Annotated in this window: 20 protein-coding genes and 1 tRNA gene; 5 read left to right on the forward strand and 16 right to left on the reverse strand. The window is 61.1% G+C overall.

Going from position 1 to position 24566, the window contains the following annotated elements; translation table 11 throughout:
- Window positions 1-40: 40 nt before the first annotated feature.
- Complete coding sequence (locus tag ACQVLG_RS26670) at window positions 41-1396, reverse strand: hypothetical protein (RefSeq protein WP_474291786.1); 1356 nt, start codon at window positions 1394-1396, stop codon at window positions 41-43.
- The gene (locus tag ACQVLG_RS26675; protein WP_474291787.1) at window positions 1393-2244 is read right to left on the reverse strand and encodes a hypothetical protein; all 852 of its coding nucleotides are present in this window, start codon (window positions 2242-2244) and stop codon (window positions 1393-1395) included. Before ACQVLG_RS26675 ends, ACQVLG_RS26670 begins: the two co-directional genes overlap by 4 nt.
- 92 nt (window positions 2245-2336) lie before the next feature.
- On the opposite strand from ACQVLG_RS26675, the gene ACQVLG_RS26680 reads away from it, so the two are divergent.
- From ACQVLG_RS26680 to ACQVLG_RS26690, 3 genes are all read left to right on the forward strand, one after another.
- Complete coding sequence (locus ACQVLG_RS26680; RefSeq protein ID WP_474291788.1) at window positions 2337-5243, forward strand: S8 family peptidase; 2907 nt, start codon at window positions 2337-2339, stop codon at window positions 5241-5243.
- Between the two features lie 87 nt (window positions 5244-5330).
- Window positions 5331-5417 (forward strand) — tRNA-Leu (locus tag ACQVLG_RS26685).
- Between the two features lie 295 nt (window positions 5418-5712).
- Window positions 5713-5901, forward strand: a complete 189-nt coding sequence (locus ACQVLG_RS26690) for a hypothetical protein (RefSeq protein ID WP_474291789.1) — start codon at window positions 5713-5715, stop codon at window positions 5899-5901.
- Here ACQVLG_RS26690 and ACQVLG_RS26695 read toward each other — a convergent pair whose 3' ends face one another.
- Complete coding sequence (locus tag ACQVLG_RS26695; protein WP_474291790.1) at window positions 5902-6030, reverse strand: hypothetical protein; 129 nt, start codon at window positions 6028-6030, stop codon at window positions 5902-5904.
- 1129 nt (window positions 6031-7159) lie between these two features.
- On the opposite strand from ACQVLG_RS26695, the gene ACQVLG_RS26700 reads away from it, so the two are divergent.
- A complete protein-coding gene (locus tag ACQVLG_RS26700) occupies window positions 7160-9433 on the forward strand; it encodes a phosphocholine-specific phospholipase C (protein ID WP_474291791.1) in 2274 nt (757 codons plus the stop codon).
- Between the two features lie 237 nt (window positions 9434-9670).
- Window positions 9671-14719: a diguanylate cyclase domain-containing protein gene (locus ACQVLG_RS26705; RefSeq protein ID WP_474291792.1), complete on the forward strand. Its 5049-nt coding sequence runs from the start codon at window positions 9671-9673 to the stop codon at window positions 14717-14719.
- A 46-nt stretch (window positions 14720-14765) separates the two neighbouring features.
- Here the strand turns inward: ACQVLG_RS26705 and ACQVLG_RS26710 are convergent, their stop codons facing one another.
- The 13 genes from ACQVLG_RS26710 to ACQVLG_RS26770 all read right to left on the reverse strand — a co-directional run bounded on the left by ACQVLG_RS26710 (window position 14766) and on the right by ACQVLG_RS26770 (window position 24566).
- Entirely contained in the window at window positions 14766-16271 is a 1506-nt protein-coding gene (locus tag ACQVLG_RS26710; RefSeq protein WP_474291793.1) for a nucleobase:cation symporter-2 family protein, read from the reverse strand.
- 188 nt (window positions 16272-16459) lie between these two features.
- Window positions 16460-16612 (reverse strand): hypothetical protein, encoded by a 153-nt coding sequence (locus ACQVLG_RS26715; RefSeq protein ID WP_474291794.1) that lies wholly within the window; start codon window positions 16610-16612, stop codon window positions 16460-16462.
- A gap of 122 nt (window positions 16613-16734) precedes the next feature.
- Complete coding sequence (locus tag ACQVLG_RS26720; RefSeq protein WP_474291795.1) at window positions 16735-16899, reverse strand: hypothetical protein; 165 nt, start codon at window positions 16897-16899, stop codon at window positions 16735-16737.
- Window positions 16900-17039: 140 nt separating this feature from the next.
- Window positions 17040-17366 carry a hypothetical protein gene (locus ACQVLG_RS26725; RefSeq protein WP_474291796.1) on the reverse strand — a complete coding sequence of 109 codons (327 nt, stop codon included), beginning with the start codon at window positions 17364-17366 and terminating at the stop codon, window positions 17040-17042.
- Window positions 17363-17881 carry a glycoside hydrolase family 19 protein gene (locus ACQVLG_RS26730; protein ID WP_474291797.1) on the reverse strand — a complete coding sequence of 173 codons (519 nt, stop codon included), beginning with the start codon at window positions 17879-17881 and terminating at the stop codon, window positions 17363-17365. Before ACQVLG_RS26730 ends, ACQVLG_RS26725 begins: the two co-directional genes overlap by 4 nt.
- Window positions 17878-18306: a hypothetical protein gene (locus ACQVLG_RS26735; protein WP_034785835.1), complete on the reverse strand. Its 429-nt coding sequence runs from the start codon at window positions 18304-18306 to the stop codon at window positions 17878-17880. Before ACQVLG_RS26735 ends, ACQVLG_RS26730 begins: the two co-directional genes overlap by 4 nt.
- A 68-nt stretch (window positions 18307-18374) precedes the next feature.
- Entirely contained in the window at window positions 18375-20360 is a 1986-nt protein-coding gene (locus tag ACQVLG_RS26740) for a hypothetical protein (RefSeq protein ID WP_474291798.1), read from the reverse strand.
- Entirely contained in the window at window positions 20360-21151 is a 792-nt protein-coding gene (locus ACQVLG_RS26745; protein ID WP_474291799.1) for a hypothetical protein, read from the reverse strand. Before ACQVLG_RS26745 ends, ACQVLG_RS26740 begins: the two co-directional genes overlap by 1 nt.
- Before the next feature lie 72 nt (window positions 21152-21223).
- Window positions 21224-21934 carry a hypothetical protein gene (locus ACQVLG_RS26750; RefSeq protein ID WP_230539386.1) on the reverse strand — a complete coding sequence of 237 codons (711 nt, stop codon included), beginning with the start codon at window positions 21932-21934 and terminating at the stop codon, window positions 21224-21226.
- Complete coding sequence (locus tag ACQVLG_RS26755; RefSeq protein ID WP_474291800.1) at window positions 21931-22206, reverse strand: hypothetical protein; 276 nt, start codon at window positions 22204-22206, stop codon at window positions 21931-21933. The genes ACQVLG_RS26750 and ACQVLG_RS26755 overlap by 4 nt, the downstream gene beginning before the upstream one ends.
- Window positions 22207-22217: 11 nt before the next feature.
- Entirely contained in the window at window positions 22218-22763 is a 546-nt protein-coding gene (locus ACQVLG_RS26760; protein ID WP_474291801.1) for a hypothetical protein, read from the reverse strand.
- Window positions 22732-23064, reverse strand: a complete 333-nt coding sequence (locus ACQVLG_RS26765; protein ID WP_474291802.1) for a hypothetical protein — start codon at window positions 23062-23064, stop codon at window positions 22732-22734. Before ACQVLG_RS26765 ends, ACQVLG_RS26760 begins: the two co-directional genes overlap by 32 nt.
- Before the next feature lie 8 nt (window positions 23065-23072).
- Window positions 23073-24566 (reverse strand): hypothetical protein, encoded by a 1494-nt coding sequence (locus tag ACQVLG_RS26770; protein WP_474291803.1) that lies wholly within the window; start codon window positions 24564-24566, stop codon window positions 23073-23075.

A 24566-nucleotide genomic window follows, 5' to 3' on the forward strand; every position in this document is an offset into this window, starting at 1 on the left:
AAGATGCCGCTCGATGCAAGCCGACCGGCATCCCTCCTGTTCACGGGCAGGGGTCATGCATGGCCAGGCAGGCCAGAAATGAAGTCGCAAAGGGCGTCATCAACGAGACCTTTGTTTGTTGCAGCGACCGTTCGCGACATAGCAGCGCTTCGCGCCCAGCCGCGCTCAAGCCCAATAGCCGATAAAAATCCTGGCTATTGGCTACCGGAAAAATCAGGCTGGCAAACAGGCCCAGATTCTCCCGTCCCACCGAAGCGCCAAGCGCGCGCGCCGAGCAATCGGCTATCGCCTCCGAACCGATCTTCAACATGCCATGGGAAAGCTCATGCGCCAATAAAAAGAACATTTCATCGGCCAGGCATTGCGCCATCCTGTCTGCGGATTTTTCCGCCGCCACCACCGTCGCTGCGACATCATCTGTCGTTGACGCCCTTTTGAGCAATTCCGGCCTCAAGTTTTTTTTCAGGTTTTCATTCAAGCTCAAGCGATAGTGCCGGCTGACTGCACAAAAAACCAATGCGGCACGTGGCACGGTCGGAGAAATGTACAGCGTACGTGCATTGGCCTGCGCCTCGGCATTGAACCAGCCTCTGGGGTCGCGCTGCATCGATGCCGCGACAGAGGCAGTCGTGACATTACGGTCGAACAGAACGGTGAGCGGACTCGCGTCTGGTCGCGTCTGCAAAATCAATCGTTGCACTGCCTGCACATTGCTCTGTACCTGCCGTTGCAAGTAAGCAGCTAGAGGGATCTTGTCGTCATCAACATTGCCGAAGCGAAAAGCCTGGCCCAGCATGACAAAATGCATTTCACCCTCGGTGACCTGGAAAGGCAAATTCATTGCCGCGTCAGCCGCCTTGTCGGACTCCGATTTCTGGGCCTTGGAGTTGCTATCGGAAGGCAGCGAAGCACTGGTCGTATTGACGGCAAGGCCAGTCGGCTCACAGCCGGTGATCTGTACACGGACAACCGCATCCAGATACGCGGCAGCCTCGCGCTGGCGCTCGCCAAATGCACGCGCCACGCTCTGCTCTTGGCTATCGCTCCACCGGCTGCAGCCGTAGCTTGGGGCGATTTCATTGCCTGAAGCGACCTCTTCGAGCAAGGCAAAGAACGCCGCGCCCAACGCGCTGTGGTCTACCGCGGGCATTTGTGCCAGCAACTGAGACGGCAGTATCGGTTTGCCATGCTGGGCCAGTGCGTTCACGCGCAGCAAAACGGTGCGTTTGCGCAAAGTAACACTGAGCGCAGCTTCGATCTCGTCCAGCCTGCTCACCACGGCATCAATGCGCGTCAGCATGCTGTGCGTGTCGGACAGCCCGGGCGCCACCGAGCGGCATGAGCATAGCGCGCAAGCCAGCGCCAGCGACAGGCAGCGCGCGTAGATGTTCATCAACGGCCCACACTAGTGATCAGAATCGGCTGGTCGACGTCGACGAGTTCCAGGCGCTGGATACCCCCGGCACCGGATGAAGCGATGCGTAACTCCTTTGATTTGACGCAGACATTCAAGGGCTCGGGAAACTTGGCGCTCAACATATAGGCGGTATTGGACTGGTTGTCGCCGAAGCTCAGTTTGCCTTTGACCATATCGCGCACCGATGCCTCGGCACCAATCTTGCTGAGATCGTCACGCCTGATTTCGTAAGCGGCATTGTCGGCGCGCAGCGCCTCGCGTACCAGGTAATATCGAACGCCGGGTTCAATACGATAGTGCTTGGTATTGGAAAACCAGTTGATAGCCTCGGCTTCAGGCTGTCCTTCGACGATCATCAGCGTGGGCGCCTCGTATTTGCTGCTCACCCACAGCTTGTTGGCGGCGTTGGCGCTCACTTGCGCATCCCATCCGGTGGACTTGGTCAGGATTGCCAACGTCGACATTAACAGGCCAACATTGAAGCTCGTGCTGGCCGTATATTGTGGAAATCCCGCCGGATGCGGACCGCTGGGTTTGATGGTGTCCACCATGCCGATCTGGAACGACGTGCCGGCCTGATCGACAGAAAAGATACTGCCGGCGGCCATCCAGGTGCTGGGCACTGGCAGGCACTGGAAGCCGGTTTTTGGCGGCGTGATGACGACTGGCTCGACTGTCTTCTGTTCCGTGTTACAACCAGCCGACAATATTGAGAACAGCAGCAGTGTAGCGGTGCCATATTGCTGATGGGTTGGACGCATGATGAAAACCTCCCGTTGGTGGATGGACCATGGTGCTCCGGCGGAAGCGCTGCCGGCTTGATCCATGGTCAGCTATCTATGAACGCCGAGTGTGATAAATATCAATCAAACGCTGGCATGATGCGAGAAGATGGAGGCTCCTACCTGCAGGAGGCTGTATGTGGACATGGCGCTTGATGACATCCGCTTGCCTGGCTTGCATGGCGGCCCTGCCGGTGCAAGCTTCCCCAGACGTGCCGGCATCGTGGGCGTTGCATAACAAGGGGGGCCTGATCCCGGTGGATCTGGATCAGATGCAGAGCTACCGCATTCAAGCTGTCGCCGGGCAGGATATCGGCCTGCCAGGGCCGACGCCGGCGACGGCGCGCAAGATCGTCACTATAGCAATCTTCGATACAGGCCTGGATGCCACTCATCCCGCCTTTGCCAAACTGCTTGCCCGAAGTGACACAAGCACACCGCACCTGTCCGCGTCCGGTGATAATGCTGGCTACAGCGATACCGATGGCAGCGGCACGCATCTGGCCGGCATTGTCGCATCGATCTCGCAAGACATTGTCATCATCCCCATGCAGGTATTGCCGCGTGCAAGCAACGCACCAGTCAAACCCCATCTTATTGATGCCGTGTCGGAGCGGATGGGCGTGGATGCCGTGAGCATTCAAGAATTGTCTCAGCGCATGGCTGCTGCCATTCGCAGCCTTGCGGACAGGTCGGTCCAACTAATGCTGCTACCCTTCGGCTGGCCACGCACCGCCGTCACCGACCCGGTCGCGGCGGCAATCGCCGAGGCGCAGGCCCGTGGCGTCCTGGTCGTCGCGGCGGCGGGAAATGATGCATCGACCACGCTGCCCGTCCCCTGTCAGTTAAGCGGCGTCATTTGTGTCGCCGCCAGCCGGCCCGATGGCGCCATCGCCAGTTTTTCGAATATCGGCCCTGGCGTAGATATCGCAGCGCCAGGTGTCGAGATACCGGGGCCGATACCAGTTGGCCACAGATCAATCCGGCAACCGGGATACGCCTACGACAACAGGTCGGGCACCTCCCAGGCCGCAGCCATGGTCGCCGGCGCCGTAGCCCTTTTGCTGTCGCGAGGCATTCCAGCGGCAGACGTTTATCCGCGCTTGGTACTGGGCGCCAGGCCCGTGCTGCCTGAAACCCGAATCATCGAAGGGCCCTTCAACACTAGCGGCCATGCCGTCGACAGCCTGGATCCGCGTGGCATACCGCTGCGATCCGGCCAGCTGGATATCGCTGCCGCCTTGGCGTTGCCCGCGCGGGCCTTGATACTACCGGCGCACAAGGAGGTCAAGCCTATATCTTGGGACGGCGTCGCAAAGACCGTCGCACTGGAGCTGGCACTGAAAAACGTCTGGGAATCGAGTCCTGCTGCGCGCTTCGCGATCACTATCCGGCCCGCCGGCGCCGATATGGTGCTACCATCGGCCACCATCGACCGCGCATCCTTTAACGGTAACTGGCCGACACAACAGGAAAAACGCTTCGCTATCCATTTGCAGCTACCCGACCCGGCGCGTACCGACCGTCCCATTCCGTCCAACCTCGCCTACACGGTAACAGTCAGCATCAATGGCGTCGCACAGCCCCCATTCGACATCGGCGCCACGCTAACCCGGTCTGTCGGTAAGACGATGGGCGGGCCGCACATCACAAGCTACCCGATCAGCGGTAGCCTGGAAGCAGGCATGCAGCTGCGCAGGGTCGAGCAATCCGACCTTGACCGCAGGCCACACGGCTACCTGGCCATGGGGCCCGATCCGGTCAATCCACGCGCAATCCGGCTTGCCTTGGCCACATCGAACAATGGAAAATTAGCGTTTTCCGCACCGACTAGTATTGGAATCAATGGTTTGCTGGAACACTGCCACGTACAACAATACAACAAGCTCGATATCAACTTCGACGGCAAAAGCGAATACATCCTCCTGCTCGCCGAAGACCGGCCTGCCAGCCCGGCCGAATCACCACCCGATCCGCAAGCCGCCCATTTGTTGATACTTGACGAGCAGATGCGCCTGCTAGTCTATCAAAAGATTCAGGATGAGCGTTTTAGCACACCTACGCAAGTTCGCTGGATGAGACTGGGAAATGTCATGCGACCCGCGTGGACTAGCGAGGGCGAACAGTTGGTCCGGGTGTACTCCCCCATCGACCTGCAGGGCCAGGCCCATCCTGGCGAGACGGCCAGAGGCCCCATCAGCCGCAATTTGTATTATCTCGACAATGACTTTCGCGTCGCGCATCTGCAGCTGGATGCGACACTGCACTTGTTTCCGTTTTATTTTGAGGAAACTTATACAGGACAAATACCGCTGTTATTTGCGGAACGGAAAACGCCATGCACATCCGTTTTTTGTTCTGACGTGATGCAACTGGCTATGCTCGAGGATGGGCAACTCCAGCGCGACAAGCGCATGAACAATAGCAAATTTGGTTTTTTCTCGGACACTTTGAACGGCCCTTTGCTCAATCCCGCGCTAGGTGGCCACTTTGCCGGCTTGCATTGGTATGCCAGGGATGCGCACCACCTGCTGAAACTCAGCTTTTTCAACCAGCGTACGCGCCATTTCGACCAGCATATGATCGCTCCCACGCGCGCAGCACTCGATATCGCCATCGCCGTCACCGGTGCATTTCAATCAGAGCGGCAGTCCGCTGCCTTTGTCAATACGGTACACGAGCTGCAATACCATGATTTCAAAACCGGCCAAATCGCGACAAGCAGGCTCAACGCGTACTCATTCCTGGGAGAGCACCGCTATCTGCCACGACAATTTCCTATCGTCATACGCGATGTATCAAAATATGCAGAAGGCCGCCCCGCCTTGCTGATCGCGTCAGGACAAGGCGAATATAGCATCGCCCTGCCCTCCATGACGCAAGCCGGAAAAGGCAATCACATCATCAGCCCGGCTCGCTGGCACTTGCGCAGCAGTGCCGACTGCAAGGCATTGGAAGAGCCTGTCTTCCTGCCGACACCGTCCGTCTATGCACTGGATTTTTTCTGTGGCGACAGGATATTGAGGATCACCTTCGCCGACTGAGCCGACCCACTTGTCGTCATGCCTTGCAGCGCCTGCCGGCAGAAGGTGGTGTAACGCCTATCTCTTGTGCTAGAATCTCGCCGCGCTGCCCGGATGGTGAAACTGGTAGACACTGGAGACTTAAAATCTCCCGCCTGTAAGGGCGTGCCGGTTCGATTCCGGCTCCGGGCACCAGCGCACAGAATTCAGAAACATAAAAAAAAGCCATTAAACCCAATACAATCAACGGTTTAGTGGTTTTTTTACGTCCCGACATTTCCCCTTATTCAGAGTAAATCCGACAAGAACCTGTAGCGATTACGCCAGATTTACGCCGTGATTACGCCCCAACGAGAGGGATGCATGGCTTCGTTCAGGAAACGGGTTGGCGGTTGGCGGGCAGAGATCGCCATCCACGGCACTCGGGAATCTAACACATGCAGCACCATGGCCGAGGCGGTGCAACGCACCGGGCTTCACCGACGAGCCTATGACGACGAAGAGCCAGGCCGTGGCTGTCGCCGCCTACCTCTTCGCCATCGAAACGGCGATGCGAGTCGGAGAAATTTGCGGCCTGATGCCAGCCTGGGTTGACGGCGCCGTCGCCCGCTTGCCTGCCTACCTCGGATCAACAAAAACGGCGTGCGGCGTGACGTGCCGCTATCGACGCGCGCGCTAACTACTGGCGCTGCTGCCGGACTCCGGCGATGCGCCATTGTTCGGTATTGCCGCCTCGCTCGATGCCCTGTTCCGCAAAGCGCACGAACAATCCTGCATCGAAGGGCAAACCCTGCACGACAGCCGGCATGCAGCCATCTCACGATTGAAAATAAAATTAAACGTGCTGGACCTGGCGCGCATGGTCGGCCACAGAGATTTGCGCATGCCCCATATCTATGCCACGAGAGCACCGAGGATATGGCGATCACGCTTGGATAGATAAGGCAGTGATCAGGCAATAAAAAACCGCCCGAATGAACTGAAACCCGAACGTTGGATACCGGTGCCTCTGCGCAGTCACATGGGAGGGAGCCATAAGATGGCTTCTCTGCTGAAGAACTGCTTTTAATCAACATCATTGATTACAGGACGAATAAGCTTCAATGCATGACGCAGCAATGATGTGCATGCAGAGTGGGGCCTCTGTTTCAGTGCATTGCACATCGCTACAAATGTTTTTCAAGATGACCTTATGCCAGGCTTTTTTCTAGTGCTCCACCCATTCATCTTTCTGGATAAGATTTAGAGATTTCATTCGGTTTCCTTAAGAAGCATAGATTAATTCATCGGCCGCCATTCCCTGCGGCGCGTTCATCTGAGACAATATAGTTACTCTCCCAGGCCGCCATCGATCATGCAAAAGAACTTTTCCGACCTTGAATCCCCCGTCAAGAAAAAGCAGATCCGACGCGACAGTGTCCTGTCCATGATCGACAGCGAGTCCCCCTTGGGGCATGTTGCTCGGCACCGCTCGACAGGAAATGGCTGGAGCGGTTCGCCATTCGCCCCTTTGAGACTTCAACCTCACCAAGAAAAGAATTGACCAGCACTTCCCTGGTTCCGGGTATTGCAGTGCAATGCCCACGAACAAACCTGCGACAGTGGCCAAGACTGGGTGATCACGCAGCACACCCAGGCAGGTCGTTGCGTATGCAATCAACCTTTTGGCCTAACCAAATGAAAACAGCTTCCCCAACCTTGCGTCTGTCGCGTGACCGTCTCCGGCTCGTCCTGTCCTTGTCATGGCTATGCGCATTGACAGCCTGTGGCGGTGGAACCTCAGCCTCGGCTCCGACTCTGAGCCCCAGCCCTCCTCCGCCCCCATCGACGTGCGAGAAGTCGCAATGCGCCCCCACGCCCTGACATGGTAACCGCCAGGCACCCTTCGCCACCGGATCACCTATCCACCCAACATCGTTACCTGCGGCTACTCCACCATGTCTACAAACAATTCCAAACGCCAGTTCCTGCGCAATTCGTTCGGCACGATGGCGTCCCTTGCAGCCTTGTCCGCATTTCCGCCAGCGATCCGGCGCGCCCTGGCCATAGAAGCCAATAACGTCACGGGGACGATCAATGATGTTCAGCATGTCGTCATGATCATGATGGAAAACCGCTCATTCGATAGCCACTTCGGCACCTTCAAGGGCGTCCGGGGATACGGTGACCGATTCGTCGCGCCGTCGCCGAACGGGAGCAACATCATGTACCAGACCCATACCCAGCCAAAATCTGCCGGCACGTATATTCCCTTCCATCTTGATGAAACCAAGGGCAACGCGCAACGCGCCGGCAGCGCACCGCACTCATGGGGCGACTCGCAGGCGGCGTGGGATCATGGCCGGATGAATCGTTGGCCAGACTCCAAGGGTTCCCTTTCCATGGGATATTTCGATACGGCGGAGGTGCCGTTTCAACGCGCGCTGGCCGATGCCTTCACCGTCTGCGACCACTATCACTGTGGCATCCACGCGGGGACAATTGCAAACCGGCTGTTCTATTTTACCGGCACAAACGGTCCCAACGGCCGGAACCCCATAGATGGCAAGAAAGTGGAGATAGCGGCACTCGACAACCAGTACAACATCGGCAACAACATCGGGCCTTCGAGCGAAGGATGGACCTGGACGACGTATGCGGACCGCCTGGAAAAGGCCGGAGTGCGCTGGAAGGTGTACCAGAGCCTGGTCGACAACTTTGGTTGCAACGAAATGAGCAGTTTTCGCCACTGGCGCGCTGAAATTGAAAGACTTCCCGCCAATCGCCGTCCGCTCCATGCTCCCTCCTCCGACATCAGACAGGATGTCACCCGCGCCGGCCCATTCTATGACGCCAGCATCGACGACGCCCTCAGCCCGTTGGCCAAGGGATTCCACAACACCATGCCTCACGGCTTCCTGGAAACCTTCCGCGAAGACATCTCCAACGGCAAGTTGCCAGCCGTTTCCTGGATCATTGCGCCTTCGGCCTACTGTGAGCATCCTGGATACTCCAGCCCTGCCCAAGGCGGCTGGTATATCCAGCAGGTTCTCGATGCGCTCACGGCGAATCCTGATGTATGGAGCAAGACCGTGCTGCTGATCAACTATGACGAGAACGACGGTTTCTTCGATCACCTGCCACCGCCGTGCGCGCCCTCGGTCAATCCTGACGGCAGCGTCGCAGGTGCCACTACGCTCGACAAGGCCGACATCGCGGTCGAGTATCACAACCACAAACCGGCGACCAATCTTCAACCAGGCATCGATGGTCGGCCGTACGGCCCAGGAATGCGTGTGCCGATGTGGATCGTCTCACCGTGGAGTCGTGGCGGCTGGGTCAACTCGCAGGTCTTCGACCATACCTCAGTGCTGCAATTTCTTGAGAAGCGGTTTGGCGTCCTCGAGCCGCAGATCAGCGCTTACCGGCGCGCCGTCTGTGGCGACCTGACCTCTTGCTTTAATTTTGTGAACCCGAATACGGGGGCGTTGCCAACGCTTACCGGGCACGGCAGCAAAGCGGATGTGGATGCGCTGGCACTAAGCCAGGGCAAGGCGCGCACGCTGGCGAGACCGTTGGCCTCTACTACAGCCAAGTTACCGGTGCAGACGGCGGGTACCCGTCCATCGCGCGCCCTGCCGTATGTATTACATGTAACGGCTCGCGCCGACGCAGGCGCAGGCGCAAAAAAAGTGACGTTGGTGTTTGCCAACGACAGCAGCAACCAGGCCGGCGCGGTGTTTCACGTGTATGACGAATTGCATCTGGACCGGATCCCGCGGCGCTATGTCGTAGAGGCCGGCAAGACGCTGGAAGGCAGCTGGGAAGTTGCGTCCGATAACGGTGCGTACCGCTTGTGGGTGCTCGGCCCCAACGGCTTTCATCGCCACTTTGCCGGTGACCTCAAGGAACAGGGCGATCCCCGAGGTCCGGAAATTCAAGCCTGCTACATGAGGTGCAGCCCTACTGAACTCGTACTCAAACTGCACAACAAAAGCAGCGCGCGTTGCATATTCACAGTATCGGCAGAAGCATATCGCAGCGATGGCCCGTGGACCATCGAGGTAGCCGCCGGTGAGGTAGGATCGTATCACTGGTCGCTGGCCGACAGCGGCAACTGGTATGACTTCTCCGTTACCTGCAGTACTCAGAAGACTTTCCGGCGCCGCGTCGCGGGACGAATCGAAAATGGCAAGGATTCCGTGAGCGACCCATCCCTGGGACGTTCATAACTCAAAAATTGGTCCTGAATTGACAAGGCTGCGGCGCATGATCCACCCGATATGGAGATGCGCCGTTGTTCCGTACGGCCCCCGGACTCGCCTGCCTCCACTGACGTTTTTACAACACCCCGCCCCCACCCTCCCTTCCCCCAAGCCCCCTCCTGATATAATACTTACAACCAAGCAATACCCCGAAATGTGCGCCTCAAGGCTCCCGCAACCGTCTGTGTACCGCTAGCCCAGCCCATGCGCTCCCTTTTCGACCACGAGATCATCAAACAGCTGCACAGCGGTGCCCGCTCACGGGTTTACCGCGCCAGGGCAGCAGATGGCACGGCGCTGGTCGTCAAGAAACCCAATCAGCAGTTCCCCTCTTTTCAGCAAGTGGCGCAATTCAAGCGCGAATATGCGATCGCGCGCCGCTGCCGCCATCCTGGCGTGGCGCATCCGCTGGCGCTGCAGCTGCACGGCGGGCACTGGACGATGATCGTGGAAGATAGCGGCGGCCAGGCGCTCGACCAGGTGCTGCGCACGCAGCTGGCGGCGCGCAGGACGCCGTCGCAGCCCGCATTGGCGCTGGACGACTTTTTCGACATCGCGCTGCAACTGTGCGCGGCGCTGGAGGCCGTCCATCGTCAGGGCGTGATTCACAAGGATATCAATCCCTCCAACCTGGTGTGGAATGGCGAGCGGCGCCTGCTGCAGCTGATCGATTTCGGCATCGCCTGTGAACTGCCGTACGAAAGCCATGGCATCGTCAATCTCCAGACGCTGGAAGGCACGCTGCGCTACATGGCGCCGGAACAGACGGGGCGCATGAACCGGCGGGTCGATTGGCGCGCCGATTTCTATGCACTGGGCGCCACCTTCTACGAATTGCTGGCCGGCCAGGCGCCGTTCGAGACAGGCGACGAGATGGAACTCGTGCATTGCCACATTGCGCGCAGTCCGGACTGGTCGCACCCGGCGCTGGCAAGCTTGCCGGGCCAGCTGCTGCCGATCATCCAGCGGCTGCTGGAGAAAAATGCCGATCAGCGCTACCAGAGCTTGCAGGGCCTGCGCAGCGACCTCGAAGCATGCCGCGCGAAAAAGCCGGCCCAGGCGCTCAAGCTGTCCGACCACAACGGCCGCTTCCTCGTGCCGCAAACGCTGCATGGGCGCGAGGATGCCATCGCCATGCTGCTGGCGGCGTTTGAACGCAGCACCGCGGGCAGGTGCGAGATACTGCTGGTGGCCGGCCATTCCGGCATCGGCAAGTCGGCAGTCGTCAACGAAGTGCAAAAGCCCATCATCGCCCGGCGCGGCTGTTTCCTGTCCGGCAAATTTGACCAGCTCCAGCGCGACATGCCGTATGCCCCGCTGATCCAGGCCTTCCAGGGGCTGGTGCACCAGCTGCTGGGCCAGCCCGAGGAAACGCTGCGCCAGTGGTCCGCCAAACTGCACGCGGCCCTGGGCAGCGGCATGGGCGTGATCGTCGAACTGATTCCCCAGCTGGCCTTGATCGCCGGCCCCAGCGACACGACGCCCGCGTCGGCGCCGGCACAGGCCCAGCTGCGCCTGGATCGTCTCTTCCCCCGCTTCGTCGAAGTATTCGCCTCTGCCGGGCATCCGCTGGTGCTGTTCCTCGACGACCTGCAATGGGCCGATGCGGCCACGCTGCGGATGATCGAATTGCTGATGGTCTCGTGCGACAAGAGCTGCCTGCTGTTCATCGGCGCGTACCGCGACAACGAAGTGGGTCCCGCGCATCCGCTCATCGCGCTGCGCGACAAGCTGCGCGCGCGCGAGGTACGCCTGTCGACGCTGTCGCTGGGCGCGCTGAGCGAGCCGCAGGTGGCGCAAATGGTTTCGGCCACCGTGCGCGTGGCGGCCCCCGACTGCGCGCCGCTGACCAGCATTTGCTACCGCAAGACGGCCGGCAATCCCTTTTTCCTCAACCAGTTCCTCGTTGCGCTCAATGAAACGGGCCATCTGCGCTACCGGGCCGAGGGCGATTGCTGGGACTGGGACTTGCCCGCGATACAACAGGCCAAATATACCGATAACGTGGTCGAAGTGCTGCTGGAGAAAATCCGCCGCCTGCCCGGCGTCACGCAGCACCTGCTGCAACTGGCCGCTTCCTGCGGCAATCGCTTCACGCTCGACACGCTCGCGCTGGCAACGGAGCGCACGCCCCGGCAAACGCAGCAAGATCTGTGGCCGGCGCTCAGGGCAGGATTGATCCAGCCGCTCGACGAACGCTACAAGTACGTCAATGGCGACACCGATGCGGTCAACAGCGGCGTCGCTTACCGCTTCCTGCACGACCGGGTGCAGCAGGCCGCCTATCTGGTCGCCGATGACGACGGCGCGCGCGCGGCCAACCATCTGCTCATCGGCCGCCTGCTGCTGCGGCATGCGACGCCGGAGCGTCAGGACGAGTCGCTGTTCGAGATCGTCGAGCAGTTCAACGCCGGCCGCGCGCTGATCAACGATGCGGGCGAGCGCCTGCGGCTGGCAACGCTCAATCTGCAGGCCGGCGTCAAGGCACGACGTTCCGCCGCGTTCCAGTCCACCCTGGAGCACATGCGGATCGGTCTCGGCCTGCTGCCGCCACAGGCGTGGGAAGTCCACGCCGGGCTCTGGCTCGACCTGCAGCTCGGTGCTGCCGAAGCGGCCTACCTGTGCGGCCAGTTCGATGCCGCGGAGGCGATCTACCCGCTGGTGCGCGCCCGCGCCCTGAGCCCGCTGCCGCAGCTGCGCTGCATCGCCATCCAGGCGCACCAGTATCAATTGCAGGGCCGCCTGCTTGACGCCATCGCCGTGCAGCGCGACGGCCTGGCGCAGCTGAACATCGACATTCCGCACGAGGTGGCGCACATGAAGGCGCGCTTCGCGGACATTCTCGCCGACATCGGGCGGCTGCCTGGCGCGCATGCGCCCGAGACCTTGCTGGCGGCCGACGACATGTGCGAGCCGGACGCGGTGGCCGCGATGCAGATGATGCAGGGTCTGTGGATGGCCAGCTACTACGCCGGCCAGCAGGATCTCAGCGCGCTGATGGTGGTGTCGATGACGCGGCTGTCCATGCAGCGGGGGAACAGCGATTTCAGCGCAGTCGCCTATGTCGGCTACGCGCTGATGCTGGTTCTGTACGGCGGCGACGTCGCGCGCGGCTACGCCTTCGGCGCGATGGCGATGGCGCTGGCCAGGCGCCGCGACAACCTGCAGACGCGCACGCTCACAGGCCTGATGTTCGGCGCGCTCAGCAACCACTGGACGCAGCCGCTGCGCAGCTCCGACGCCCTGTACGAAGAAGCGTTTGGCTGGGCGCTGGAAATCGCCGATTTCGTCCAGGTCGGCGTGGTGGCGGCCGTGCGCGCCACCGACCGTATCATCCTCGGCGACTACCTGCCGCACCTGATGCACGACATCGAGCACGACCTGGCGCTGATGCGCGCCAACGGCCAGCAGGCGATGGCCGATTGCTGCGTCGCCGCCGCAGTCCAGCCGATCAAGTGCCTGATGGGCCTCCTGCCCCGTCACGACAGCTACGACGATGCTGGCTTCAGCGAGACGCGCTTCCTCGATCGGTATGGCGGCTCGCAGCTGTACCGCGCCTACTTCTTGCAAGGGAAGATACGCAACGCCTATCTGTTCGACGGCGCCGACGCCGAGCTGCTGGCCGGCCAGCTCGGCATCGTCACCCAGATCATGCGCGGCCAGGCCAAGGTTGCCGAGTCCAGCTTCTACGCCGCACTGATCCTGATCCGCGCCTTGCGGCGCGCTCCCGCGCGTCCCGATGCGGGCGATGTGCTGGCCGTGATCGGCACGCTGCAGGGCAATCTGGCCGAGTGGGCCAGGCAGGGCTCGGACAATAGCGCTGCCAAACATCTGCTGGTGATGGCCGAGATGGCACGCTACCGGCAAGACCTGCAGTTGGCCACGCGCTGCTACCAGCAGGCGATCGACGCGGCCGGCCTGGCAGGCTACGTCAACGTGCAAGCGCTGGGCAATGAGCTGTGCGGCGAATGCTGGCATGACCAGGGACAGGCGCGCGTGGCGGCCGTCTTCATCCGCGACGCCATCGCGCGCTACGGCCAGTGGGGCGCGGAGGGCAAGGTGGCGCAGCTGCGGGCGCGCCACACTGCGCTGCTGTCCAGGATGGACGGCCGCAGCACCCAGCCGCATTCAGTCTCCCACACGCACGGCAGTTCCGCGCTCGACCTGGTGTCGCTGCTGAAGGCGGCACAAATCCTGTCGAACGAAGTCGGCCTGCGCAACGTGCTGACGCGCCTCATTTCCATCGTCTGCGAAAACGCCGGCGGACAGGTAGCGCGCCTGCTGCTGCTCGCCGAAGGCAGCAGCTACCAGCTGGAGGCCAATATCGATGGCGATGTCACCACCGTGCTGCAGTCGCGCCAGCTCGACCTGAACGCCGCCAGCGACCCGCAGTTTCCGCTGTCGCTGCTGCGCTACGTCATCCGCACTGGCACCGAGGTGATCGAGGACTCCATCATGGCCGTCTCGCGCTTTGCCGCCGACCCCTACGTGCAATTGCAGCGGCCGCGCGCCGTCATGTGCCTGCCGATCCGGCACGGCGGCCAGATCGGCGGCATCCTGTACTTCGAGAACCGGCTGGCCGACGCCTCGTTCACGGAAGAACGCGTGGCGTTCCTGCGCATGCTCGGCGCACAGGCGATGATCTCGATCTCCAGCGCCAGGCTGCATGACAGCCTGGAGCGGCGCGTTGCCGAACGCACGGAACAGCTGGAGGACGCCAACCGCAAGCTGGCGACCCTGTCCATCACCGACGGCCTGACGGGCCTTGCGAACCGGCGCCATTTCGACGACGTGCTGCGCACCGAATGTGCGCGCGCCACGCGCGTCGGCCAGCCGCTTGCCGTCATCATGCTCGATGTCGACTACTTCAAGCGCTACAACGACCGTCACGGCCACCAGGCCGGCGACGCCTGCCTGGTCCGGGTCGCGCAGGCGCTGGCGGCAGGCATGCGGCGCGCGGGCGACCTGACGGCGCGCTACGGCGGCGAAGAGTTTTCCATCGTGCTGCCGAACACCGGCGCGGACGAAGCGCGCCAGACCGGCGAAGCGCTGCGGCGCGCCATCGAAGCCCTGGGCATCGCCCACGCGAGCGCGGAAGCGCAGCATGTGACGATCAGCGTCGGCATCGCGGTCCAGCCGCCACCGGGCGCCGCCGATCCGGACACCCTGTTGCGCCTGGCCGATGCCGCGCTGTACCAGGCCAAGGATGCGGGGCGCAATTGCGTGGTGCTGAGGACTCTGCCGCCTGGCTGACCGGCATGCGGCGCGTGCCATTTATATCAGGACACGGGGCGGCACCTTACTCGCTGCCATGACTGTTGTCGCGCGCCTGCTCCCGCGCACTTTCCTGCGACGCCAGGCCGTTGAAGAACAGATTGAGCAGCACGGCGACGATGGCGGCCAGCAGGATGCCGCTGTGCAGCAACGGCGACAGGGCCTTGGGCATGTGCTGCGCATACTGTTCCGCCACCAGCGGCAGCATGCCGAAGCCGATAGCCAGGGCGACAATGAACAGGTTGTTGCGGTTGCTCTTGTAGTCGACGCCGGCCAGGATGCGGATGCCGGTGGCGGCGACCATGCCAAACATCACCAGCCCTGCCCCGCCCAGCACGAACGCCGGCACGGCTTCGGCCGTCTGCGCAATCTTCGGAATCACGCCCATCACCAGCAGGATGAGGCCGGCCGCCACGCAGACCCAGCGGCTGCGCACGCCCGTCACGCCCACCAGGCCCACGTTTTGCGAGAACGAGGTGTACGGAAAGGTATTGAAGATGCCGCCGATCAGGGTGCCCAGGCCGTCGACGCGCAAGCCGCGACTGATGTCGGCCTGCGTGATGCGCTTGTCCGTCATCTCTCCCAGCGCCAAAAACATGCCCAGGGACTCGATCATGACGACGATCATCACCAAACTCATGGTCACGATGGCGACCAGGTCGAAGGTCGGCATGCCGAACTGGAATGGCGTGACGATGGCAAAGGCCTTGGCGCCGGCCACCTTGGCGAAATCGGCCTTGCCCAGCGCAAACGACAGGGCCGTGCCGGCGATGATGCCGATCAACACGGCGATATTCGACAGGAAACCGCGGCCATACTTGGCCACCAGCAAGATGACGGCCAGCACGAAGAAGGCGATGCCCATGTTATCCAGCGCGCCGTAGCCGGGGTTGGCGATCAGGGGCACGGGTCCCGCAGGCGCGGGCAAGCCGGCCGCCGTGGCGGCAGCGGCCATCTTGGCGAAAACCGGGTCGGCGATCTGCGCCATGGCCGGCGGCCCGCCCATGGCCCAGTTCACACCCACTCGCATCAGCGACAGCGACACGCCGATCACGGCAATGATGCTGCCGGTGACCACGGGCGGAAACAGGGCCAGCAGGCGGCTGATGAAGGGAGCGATCAGCATGGAGACGACGCCGGCGCCGATCACGGCGCCAAAGATGCCGGTGATACCCAGGGTCGGATTGTTTGCCATGGCCAACATGGGACTGACGGCGGCAAAGGTCACGCCCATCATCACGGGCAGGCGGATGCCGAAATACTTGCCGATGCCCAGGGACTGGATAAGGGTGACGAGGCCGCAGCAGAACAGGTCGGCACTGATCAATGCCGCCACCTGCTCGGGCGGCAGCTTGAGGGCGCGGCCGACGATCAGCGGCACGGCGATGGCGCCCGCATACATGACGAGCACGTGCTGCAAGCCCAGGGTGAACAGTTTGCCGGCTGGCAGGATTTCATCGACGGGCGATGGCGCGGCAGGCACGGTGCCGGGCGCGCTGCGGTGGATGGATTTCAGACGGGGAGTGGCCATTTACGCTCCATTTCCTGGGTTACCGCGCCCCGGATGGGCGCAGGCACAACGGAAAAGCAAGAGAGAAACGGGAAGACAGGAACACACTGGCGGCGAATGAGGCATGCGAAGCTCCTTGGATGGGATGACCAAGGTATGCCATGCACGCATCGTGCCAGGTGGATTGTATACAGGAATTGTGCCGAAAATCACCAGAGATCGCGCAATTTGACGGCGGATGCACCGTTTTCTCGCATGCCGCCCCGCGCCTGCACCAGAAGGCGGCAGCGCTGGCAGGCCATCGGTGACGGGTGAATGAAGCTTGGAACGCCAGTCAAAATCTGCTGCATGTCGTAATTCACGGCCCGCCACGCTCACTGCCTCGGCGGCCACGTACTTCGTGCAGTTGCGCTTCTTGAGCAAACGGGGAGGCGCCGGCCCCTCCTTCCGCTCGCTACGATTTATCAGGCGTTGTCAGGCGTTGTTAGCCCCCGGAGCAGGCATCGAGCAGCATTTCCAGCTGGCGTACATGGGCGGCACGCAATTGCTCGCGCGCCAGCAAAGCTTGCACTTGCTCGAAGATGCCATGGGACGGCACCGGCGGCAAGGCGGGCGCGACGGGGCGCGTGGCTATGCACGACGCACTCATGGGCCAAGCTTCCACCTTCGATGCCGGCACCCATGCAGTACAGCCGCTCAGCAAACTCAGCAGCAATAGCTCGGCGGCGCACTGGCCACTCCGCCGTCCTGCCTGCCACCGCACACTCCGCTCATTCTCACGCGGCGGCCTCATGGCATTTCGCTGGCGATCAGCGCCTCGGCGGCACGGCAGGCATCACCTTCGGACCGCAGCGCCAGGATGCGCGCCGCAGCCGCTTGCGCGTCTGCCTGTCCGGTCTGCGCCTTGGCCAGTGCCTGCCCTACCCGCGCCGACCGGCGCGCGCCCTCCTCCCGCATCGTATTCAACGCCTGGTTCTGGCGCTTCAACACGGCTTGCACCTCCAGCACTTGCGCCGCGCACGCGGCACGGCCCGCCTCATGGCCCCAACGCTGGGCGCAAAACACGGCCGCGCCCAGCAGCAACAGCATGGCCAGGATGCTCAACGACGGCTTCATGCCAGCACCTTGCGCGCTGCTTGATACAGGGCCAGACGCTCGGCCAGGCCATTCACGCCACCATTGATGCGGCGCGTCACCCGTTCCTGGTCGCCCGCATCGGCCAGGTGGTTCAAGCCGCGCGATTGCCAGAACCAGCCCGCCGAGCGACACGCGAAAGTCGCCGCCTCCAGCAACTGCGGCGCCGCCAGCAGGTCGAGGCCCAGCGCCACGCCGCACGCGGCATAATTGGCGCGCCCCGTCACCTGCAGCAAGCCGCGCCCCTTGAAGCGCACGCCATCGCCGGCGATCACATTGCCCAGGTCGGCGCGCCCTTCATAGGCCGCGCCGCTGGCCAGCTCGCGCACGTAACGCAACTGTCCCGATTCGTGACCGACCTGCGCCAGGAACGACGCTTGGCGCAGCGGTGTTCGATCGATGCCGAATTCCATCATCGCCGCATTCAGTGGCACCAGGAACAGTGTAGCGCGGCGGCCGGCCAGCGGCATGATCTGCATCAATTGCGCGCCGGTCACAGCATGCCCCGCACATCCTTGACGGCAGCGGCCGCATCGGCCGCCAGTTCGCCGATGTCCTTGCCGCGCCGCTTGTCGAACCAGCGCACGCAGGCACCCAGCACCCACCAGGCAGGCAAGCCGGCCGCCACCATCAGCGGTGCGGCGATGAATAAAAACCCCGTGGCGGGGTCGCCGCCATACAGGCCCGCCACGGTCTTGGCGCTGTCGAACAGGCTGGGCCACCACGACAGCACGGCGGCCACGAGCACAGGGCCGAGAAAGGTGGAAATGATGATGCTGGAACAAAAACGAATAAATGCCTCCTTGGTGGATTGGGGCCACATGAACATGAAGCCCAGCGACGTGGCGGCGGCGCCGGCCAGCACGGGCACGCCAAACAGTTTGATCAATGCGCCGCCAGCGGCGGTGGTTTCGAGGGCCATGGTTGCCTTTCAGATGGTGGAAATGAAAAAACCCGCCGAAGCGGGTGGAAGTGGTAACAAGTAGATGGCTAGCCAGCAAGCTCAAGCGCAGCAAGCCGGAGTTCCAGCTGATCCTGGCGGGCGGCCTGGCCACGCGCGATAAACAGATTTAATTCATCAGGACGGAAACTGTAGATACTGCCGGCGGGTTGAACTACCGTTCGAGCAGCTTGAACCGCGCCAGGTGCGGTATTTCCCACAGTGAGCACTTCGTCGTGGGCCTCAGCAGTATCCGTGGCTTCATGGTGGTTCACAACAGGTGGGGGCATTTGATCCGGCGGCTGGATCTCTGGGTGCTCGGTGGTTTTTTCACCCCACTCGTCATAGCAAATAAAGCCGTAGGCGAACGGATCGAGCTGGTGGCTTTCCATGACTGCGATTGCCCGCTGCACCGTCATGCCAACATGCTGACGCGCTGCAGCTCCCTTCTCCTTCACCGCATCCAGGAAGCGATACTTACCTATTTCTCTGGCCAGTTGGCTTGCAGCCGCGATTTCGTGCTCAGACATGGCAACGACTGCCGATTTATGCCTGGCATCGGATGTCTGAACCGTACCAGAAGACGCGTATACATTTGTCCAGCGCCGGTTGAAGCTGCCCAACCCAATCACATTGTCTTCGAATGGGTAGACGAAATCTCCTTGCACGCAAAGTATGGCAGTTAAAACACCGGCTCGCTTTACTGCGATATTGAAACCACCCAGTATTGCATTATTATCAAACCAGGCACGTCCATGCTCGATCGCATTGTTATAACTAAAAATATACGATGCCTGGCCCTGCGCCGCATCTAATGCCAGTGCCGAGTAACCCGCGACTGATTTGACGGCCAATGAATTCTGGCCCGGCGCAATTACCTGAAACCCTCCCGGGAACAAGGTCGCGTCTGATGTACTTGTTCTGAAGTAAATGGTCCCGGCACTGCTCGGCTCGTATTTAATCATCGCAAATTGACCATTGGAATTCTTCAGGATATCCGCCGAGGTGGATCCTCCTCCCGATACAGCCTTTGTAATCAGCCGTATGATCGAGCAATTGCCAGTTCCATTGGCCTCATTCACCACATCCAGATACCTGTAGCCAACAACCGGACGCTGCTCTCCCACGCTCACGTTGCCGTTGACACCAAGAGTCATGGTGTTGGCACTACCGGTATAAAACTTCAGGGGAAGGTAACTTCCCGTACCAATTTGTGAGGAAGAAAGCCTGACACTATCGGCTCTGATTACGCCTAGCGAGGCCAAGGAGGTATTCTGCGGATTATCATCGGCATAGGCATTGAATTGGGCGACCGTCCCGGTACCGTTAGGAATCGCACCAACAATCGTGGAACTATTGGCGCTTGTCGTGCGCAACAGCACACGGGCATCGTGAATCGCATTGGAGAAATCCCCGCCGATGACACCGCCAAACACCGCGTTATATGCATTGGCTTTCAATGACAACGCGCTGTCCACCGCGGCGCTAACTGGTTTTGACGCGTCTGCGGTATTGTCTACATTCCCCAGGCCAACATCAACTTTGTTGCCGGAAATAGCCACCTTGGCCAGGCTGGTCGTTGCCGCCTTTTTCAGCTCAAGCTCATTCAGCGCCGCCTGCACATTCGTCGCAATAATCCCCCCCACCGGCGTGCTGCTTATCTGCGACGCCACGTTGGACGGTATCGTCACCCAGGCGCCAGCCTGAAATACGCGCAGGCAGCCGCCGTTCAGCACCGTGTCCCAGTAGGTCGCGCCGGCCAGCAGCGCGCCGCCATTATGGTCAACGTCTGGCGGCAGCGACTTGGCGCCAAGATAGCGCGCGTCGAGCGAAGCAAACGCGGTGCCTGCGGATACGGCTGATGCCGATGCTCTACCCGCATCGGCGCTGGCACTAGTTGCGGAATGTGCTGCCTCCACCGCAGCTGCCGTAGCTGCAGCTGCATTGCGCGGAATATCCGCGATGTCACGAGCAAGCGCCAACTCATTGAGCTTGCGCACATAGTCCGTTTGCCCGGGATAAAAATTGGCTGGCATCAGATTTCCTCTACAGTAATGGATGTGGAATAACGTTCGAATTGCGGCGTGGTGACGGCAATCGCCTCGGGCAGCTTGCCGTACACTTGGTGATCCTGCTCCAGCAAGGGGTCGTCGGATTCCGGAAAGAGGCTGATGAAGACCGGACGCGACTTGCCATTGCCGCGCAAGATGGCCATCAACTTGCTGCGGTCGGGTGGCGACATGGCAGTCAGGCTCAGAGCCAGCTTGCGGCTGCGCGGTCCCACATTCGTCAGCAAATCACCGCCCTCGTTGCGGTAATGCTGGCTGGCGTCGTCGGCCGTCACCGAAGCGCCATAATCGGCATTGCTTTCAGGCGACCAGTACATGCCGGCGACCAGACGCGACGCCTCGATGTAGCCGGCAGGATTGAGCGCGTCATCGATGTCAATTTCCAGCTTTTCCACCCAAGCCGGTGCAAACCAGATGCGCCCGTAGGCGCCGCCGCCAAACGAAAAGGCGTTCACACCCAAGGGTTCAAGACCCCAGTCCCAGGCACCCAGCGGCTGGTGCGCACAGGCCTGCACCGTGCCAGTGTCGAATGCGGGTGTCGAATCGCTCGCCAATACGTAGCCGCGCACACGCAAGGTGGCGGCCGAACTCAAGTTGCAAAATGGCAGCGCTAAGGCGCCGATCAAAGCGGTCGAGGGAAAAACAGCGCGCAGGGTGGCGCTCGTGCCTGTGGATCTCCATACTTCGGATTTAATGTCCGTCAACAGGTTTGCTGCGGTGAGCCCCCCCGACTGGCTCGATGCCGTGATGACGGCCACGTCAGACGCATTGTGGTGGATGATGCGTAAATTCGTCATAACATATTCTTTCCTGTGATTTGCAAAATATCTCTACGGCAGGAAGCTTCCATCTATTACCAGGAATGGCGAAGGATGACTTACCGTTGAGTCTTTACCCCGCTGGCCTTGCGATTCAATCCTCTTGAATGTGAGCCCTGCCGAATATCCCACCGTATTGTTCGCGGTGCGCAAAAGAAAATAGCGGCGATTCGTCAGGATGTAGCCAGGCTCAAGATCAAAATACGAAACATTGTAGAAAGGCGCATTTCCAATGGCGATTGGACGGTCAACGGGAGGAATCCTGACACTTTCACCCAGCGATCCGGACGCAATCGGGAAAGTGATATTCGGCGTGCCAAAATCATGGGTCACGTAGTGCTCCTTACTATGCCGTAAGATCAAACCAAACTTTGAGCGTGCCTGGGATATGGTGGAAAAGGCCCAAACATCTACAGCTTCCTGCCTGTCAAATTTTTCCCAATCTCCTCCGGCACCGCAATACACCCCCACCATATGGACACCATCCTGATACGATGTGCCAAAAATTCCGACACGCCGGCCAAGCGGCAAATCGAACGCCCACAGCACCGGGCGATCCGTGGCAAACGTATATTGGGAATAGCCTGTCTGCCATGCGCCATCCTTGTAGTAAGGCTGCACAATTTTCAAAAAATTCGCTTTACCTATGCAGGCGGTACCAGGGGTATCGCTATCGACAACAAGATCACCAGCGGCATTCAGAATGCGAAGTGTATTTGTCATTTCAAATACACCCCCGCTGTCGTCGTACTGGTTGATGGCAAACCGCTGCTAACGGGAAAAATAAAACGCGGATAGCCAAGTGTTTCGTCATAGGACCACTCCACATGATTTTGCCCATCGCCATACACCACCATCGGCATGCGGCCACGCGGCAAGCCAGGAAAGATGATGGTTTTTCCTGTCGCCGGAATGGCGAATATCCCAAGACAGACTCCGCCTGCCGCCTGCCGTGAATCGAATATCACCCGGCCTGTATCGGTACGGAGTATCAACGCGGCGGCCCTCATAAAGCCATGCCCAGTTCTATCACCGCCCGGCCATCTTTATTGAACACGTAAAATCCGTTCGCATTGAGTTCAATTCGTTGATATCCAGTCACCTCGCTGGGCGTCGAACGCAAATAAAACGTGCCATCCGCATTAATGACGACATTGCCATTGGCGGACTTGCAAGTGTCGCTGAAGGTCAACGCCCCCGTCTTGGTCGAAATCGCCTCCAGCGAGCCAAACTTGGCATAACTCTGGAACGGCGTCGTCCATACAGTCTGCTTCGTCACCGGATCGTAGTTGCCGCTGGACTGAAACCACACCTGCCGTTCCGCCGGTGCGCCATTGATGGCCGCGCCCCAGGGACGCGTCTCGCCCCAGGTACCCACGGGGGGATAGGCGTCGCCCTGTACCGTTACGCTGGCCGGATCGAAGGCCAGCGCATAGCCGTCGATCAGCGTGAAGCACTGACGCGCTGACTTGCCGCTGCTGCCATTCGAGCCAGGCACGCCATTCGCGCCGTCCTGCACTTTATTGACGATCTGCTGCGCCGTGAACGTCACGCCGCTGTCGTGCGTGCAGCAAGGTGGCGGTAACGGTGACCTGCTGCACCGACATGGCGCTATAGGCAAGGCTGCGCATGTTGCCGCTGCCGCTCAGGACGCCGCCAGCGCTACAGCTGAATTGCACCGTGCCGGGCAAATTGATTTGCGTGGCCTTGAAATTGATGGCGGCCGGCGAGCCGGCGCCGCTGGTGCTGACGTGGAACACGGGCGTGTCCACCGTCAGCAGCAGCGCGGCCCCCGCTTCCGGCGCCGTCAACCTTGGTGACGTTGCCTGCAACAGCACGTCGCGGTCATTCATGATGGTACTCATACGACAAACCCCACTTTCACATGTCCAGTCAACCAATCCGGGGCCAGTGATACAACCTGCCCCGCCACGCCGTTTTCCATGCCAAAGCGTGGATGCGTGACTGTCACGGCCTGTCCCAATTCCAGCGCCAGCATCTCCGCCGTGCCGTCGAATTCGTAAACCATGCGCGGCACGCGGCCAATTGCCAGGCGGCGCTGCGCCTCTGCCTCGGCATCGACGCGGCGCAGCAGCATGGTGTCCTGCTGCAGCGGTTCCGCGTCGAGCCGGTAGGCCGCCTGTATCGCACTGTCCGCAAGGGTGGCCGTCAGCCACTCCGTTTCAAACAAATCCTTGTGCTGGACTGGGATACCGGTCAGCAAACCCGTTTGCACGGTCCAGTTCTTGCAGAAGCCCAGCTTGACGGATGCCATCGGTGCGCTGCGGCTGACTGGCGTCAGGCTGCCCGCCACCATGTGCTGCGGCCCTACCTGCGTCGGCGAGCCGGCGGGAGGCAGGCTGATTTGCAGCAGCCGCAGCTGCCCCAGGCGGGACATCACCAGCTGCGCGCCCAAGCTGGACGCCAGCATCTGGCAGGCATTGAGCACATTCGTGCGACCGGCCAGAAACAGGCCCACCGCTTGCGGATGCGCGGCATCAAACGCCGCCAGGTTGGGCGTATCGAGGTCGCCATCGGCAAAGCGGTCGCCCGCCTTGCCGTAGCCTGTCGCCAGGCGCCGCACCAGCGCGGCCACCGTATTGGCATAGGCGCCAGGACGATCGCCCTGCACAGTCACGGTAACTGTCCCGGCAGGCGGCGCCGCCAGGATGACGGTGCCCCTGGCCTTGTCAGCCGCCATTCGTACCGGCAACCCGTTGTCGCGCACTTCGATGATCCCTTGGATGGCGCCGTCATGCACCTGGTACTGCAGCAAGGCCGGATCGGCCAGCAGCGGCGTGATGTTGTGCACCTCGCCAAAGGCCAGCGGCAGCACGGCGTCCTTGTTCGGCGTCGCGCCCCCCAGCTTGGCCTCGCTGACAGGCGTATTCAGGCGTTGCAGCTTGTCGCGCAGTTTCAGGGCCAGCCTGTCACGGCCTTTCGGCGCGATGTCGGCCACCACGCCATTGAAGATCATGCGAAAGTCACCGCGGAGCCAGCGCGGATCGCCGATCCAGGCACGAATCGGACGGTTCATCCACACATCATCGAGCCAGGCATCACGGATGCCGGACGGATTGTGGATCTCGATGTCGCCCGCCGACAGACTGGCCTCGCCGTCCAGCGAAAGCTGTTCGGTGAACTGCATGCCCGTCGAGACGATGGACTGGTACGCCAGGTTCGGCGGCGTATCGTCGGGCGCCGTGACATACGCACCCGTGCTCAGGAAACGGGTACGCTCCTGTCCACCGCTGTACACGGCCACCTCGATCAGCACCAGACGGCGCGCCGAGGGATTGCGCAGCCACGCGGTGAACTGCGCGTCGCTCATGGCCCCATTCAAGGTTTCGTTCAT

The sequence above is a fragment of the Janthinobacterium sp. TPC_1 genome (genome assembly GCF_056037845.1).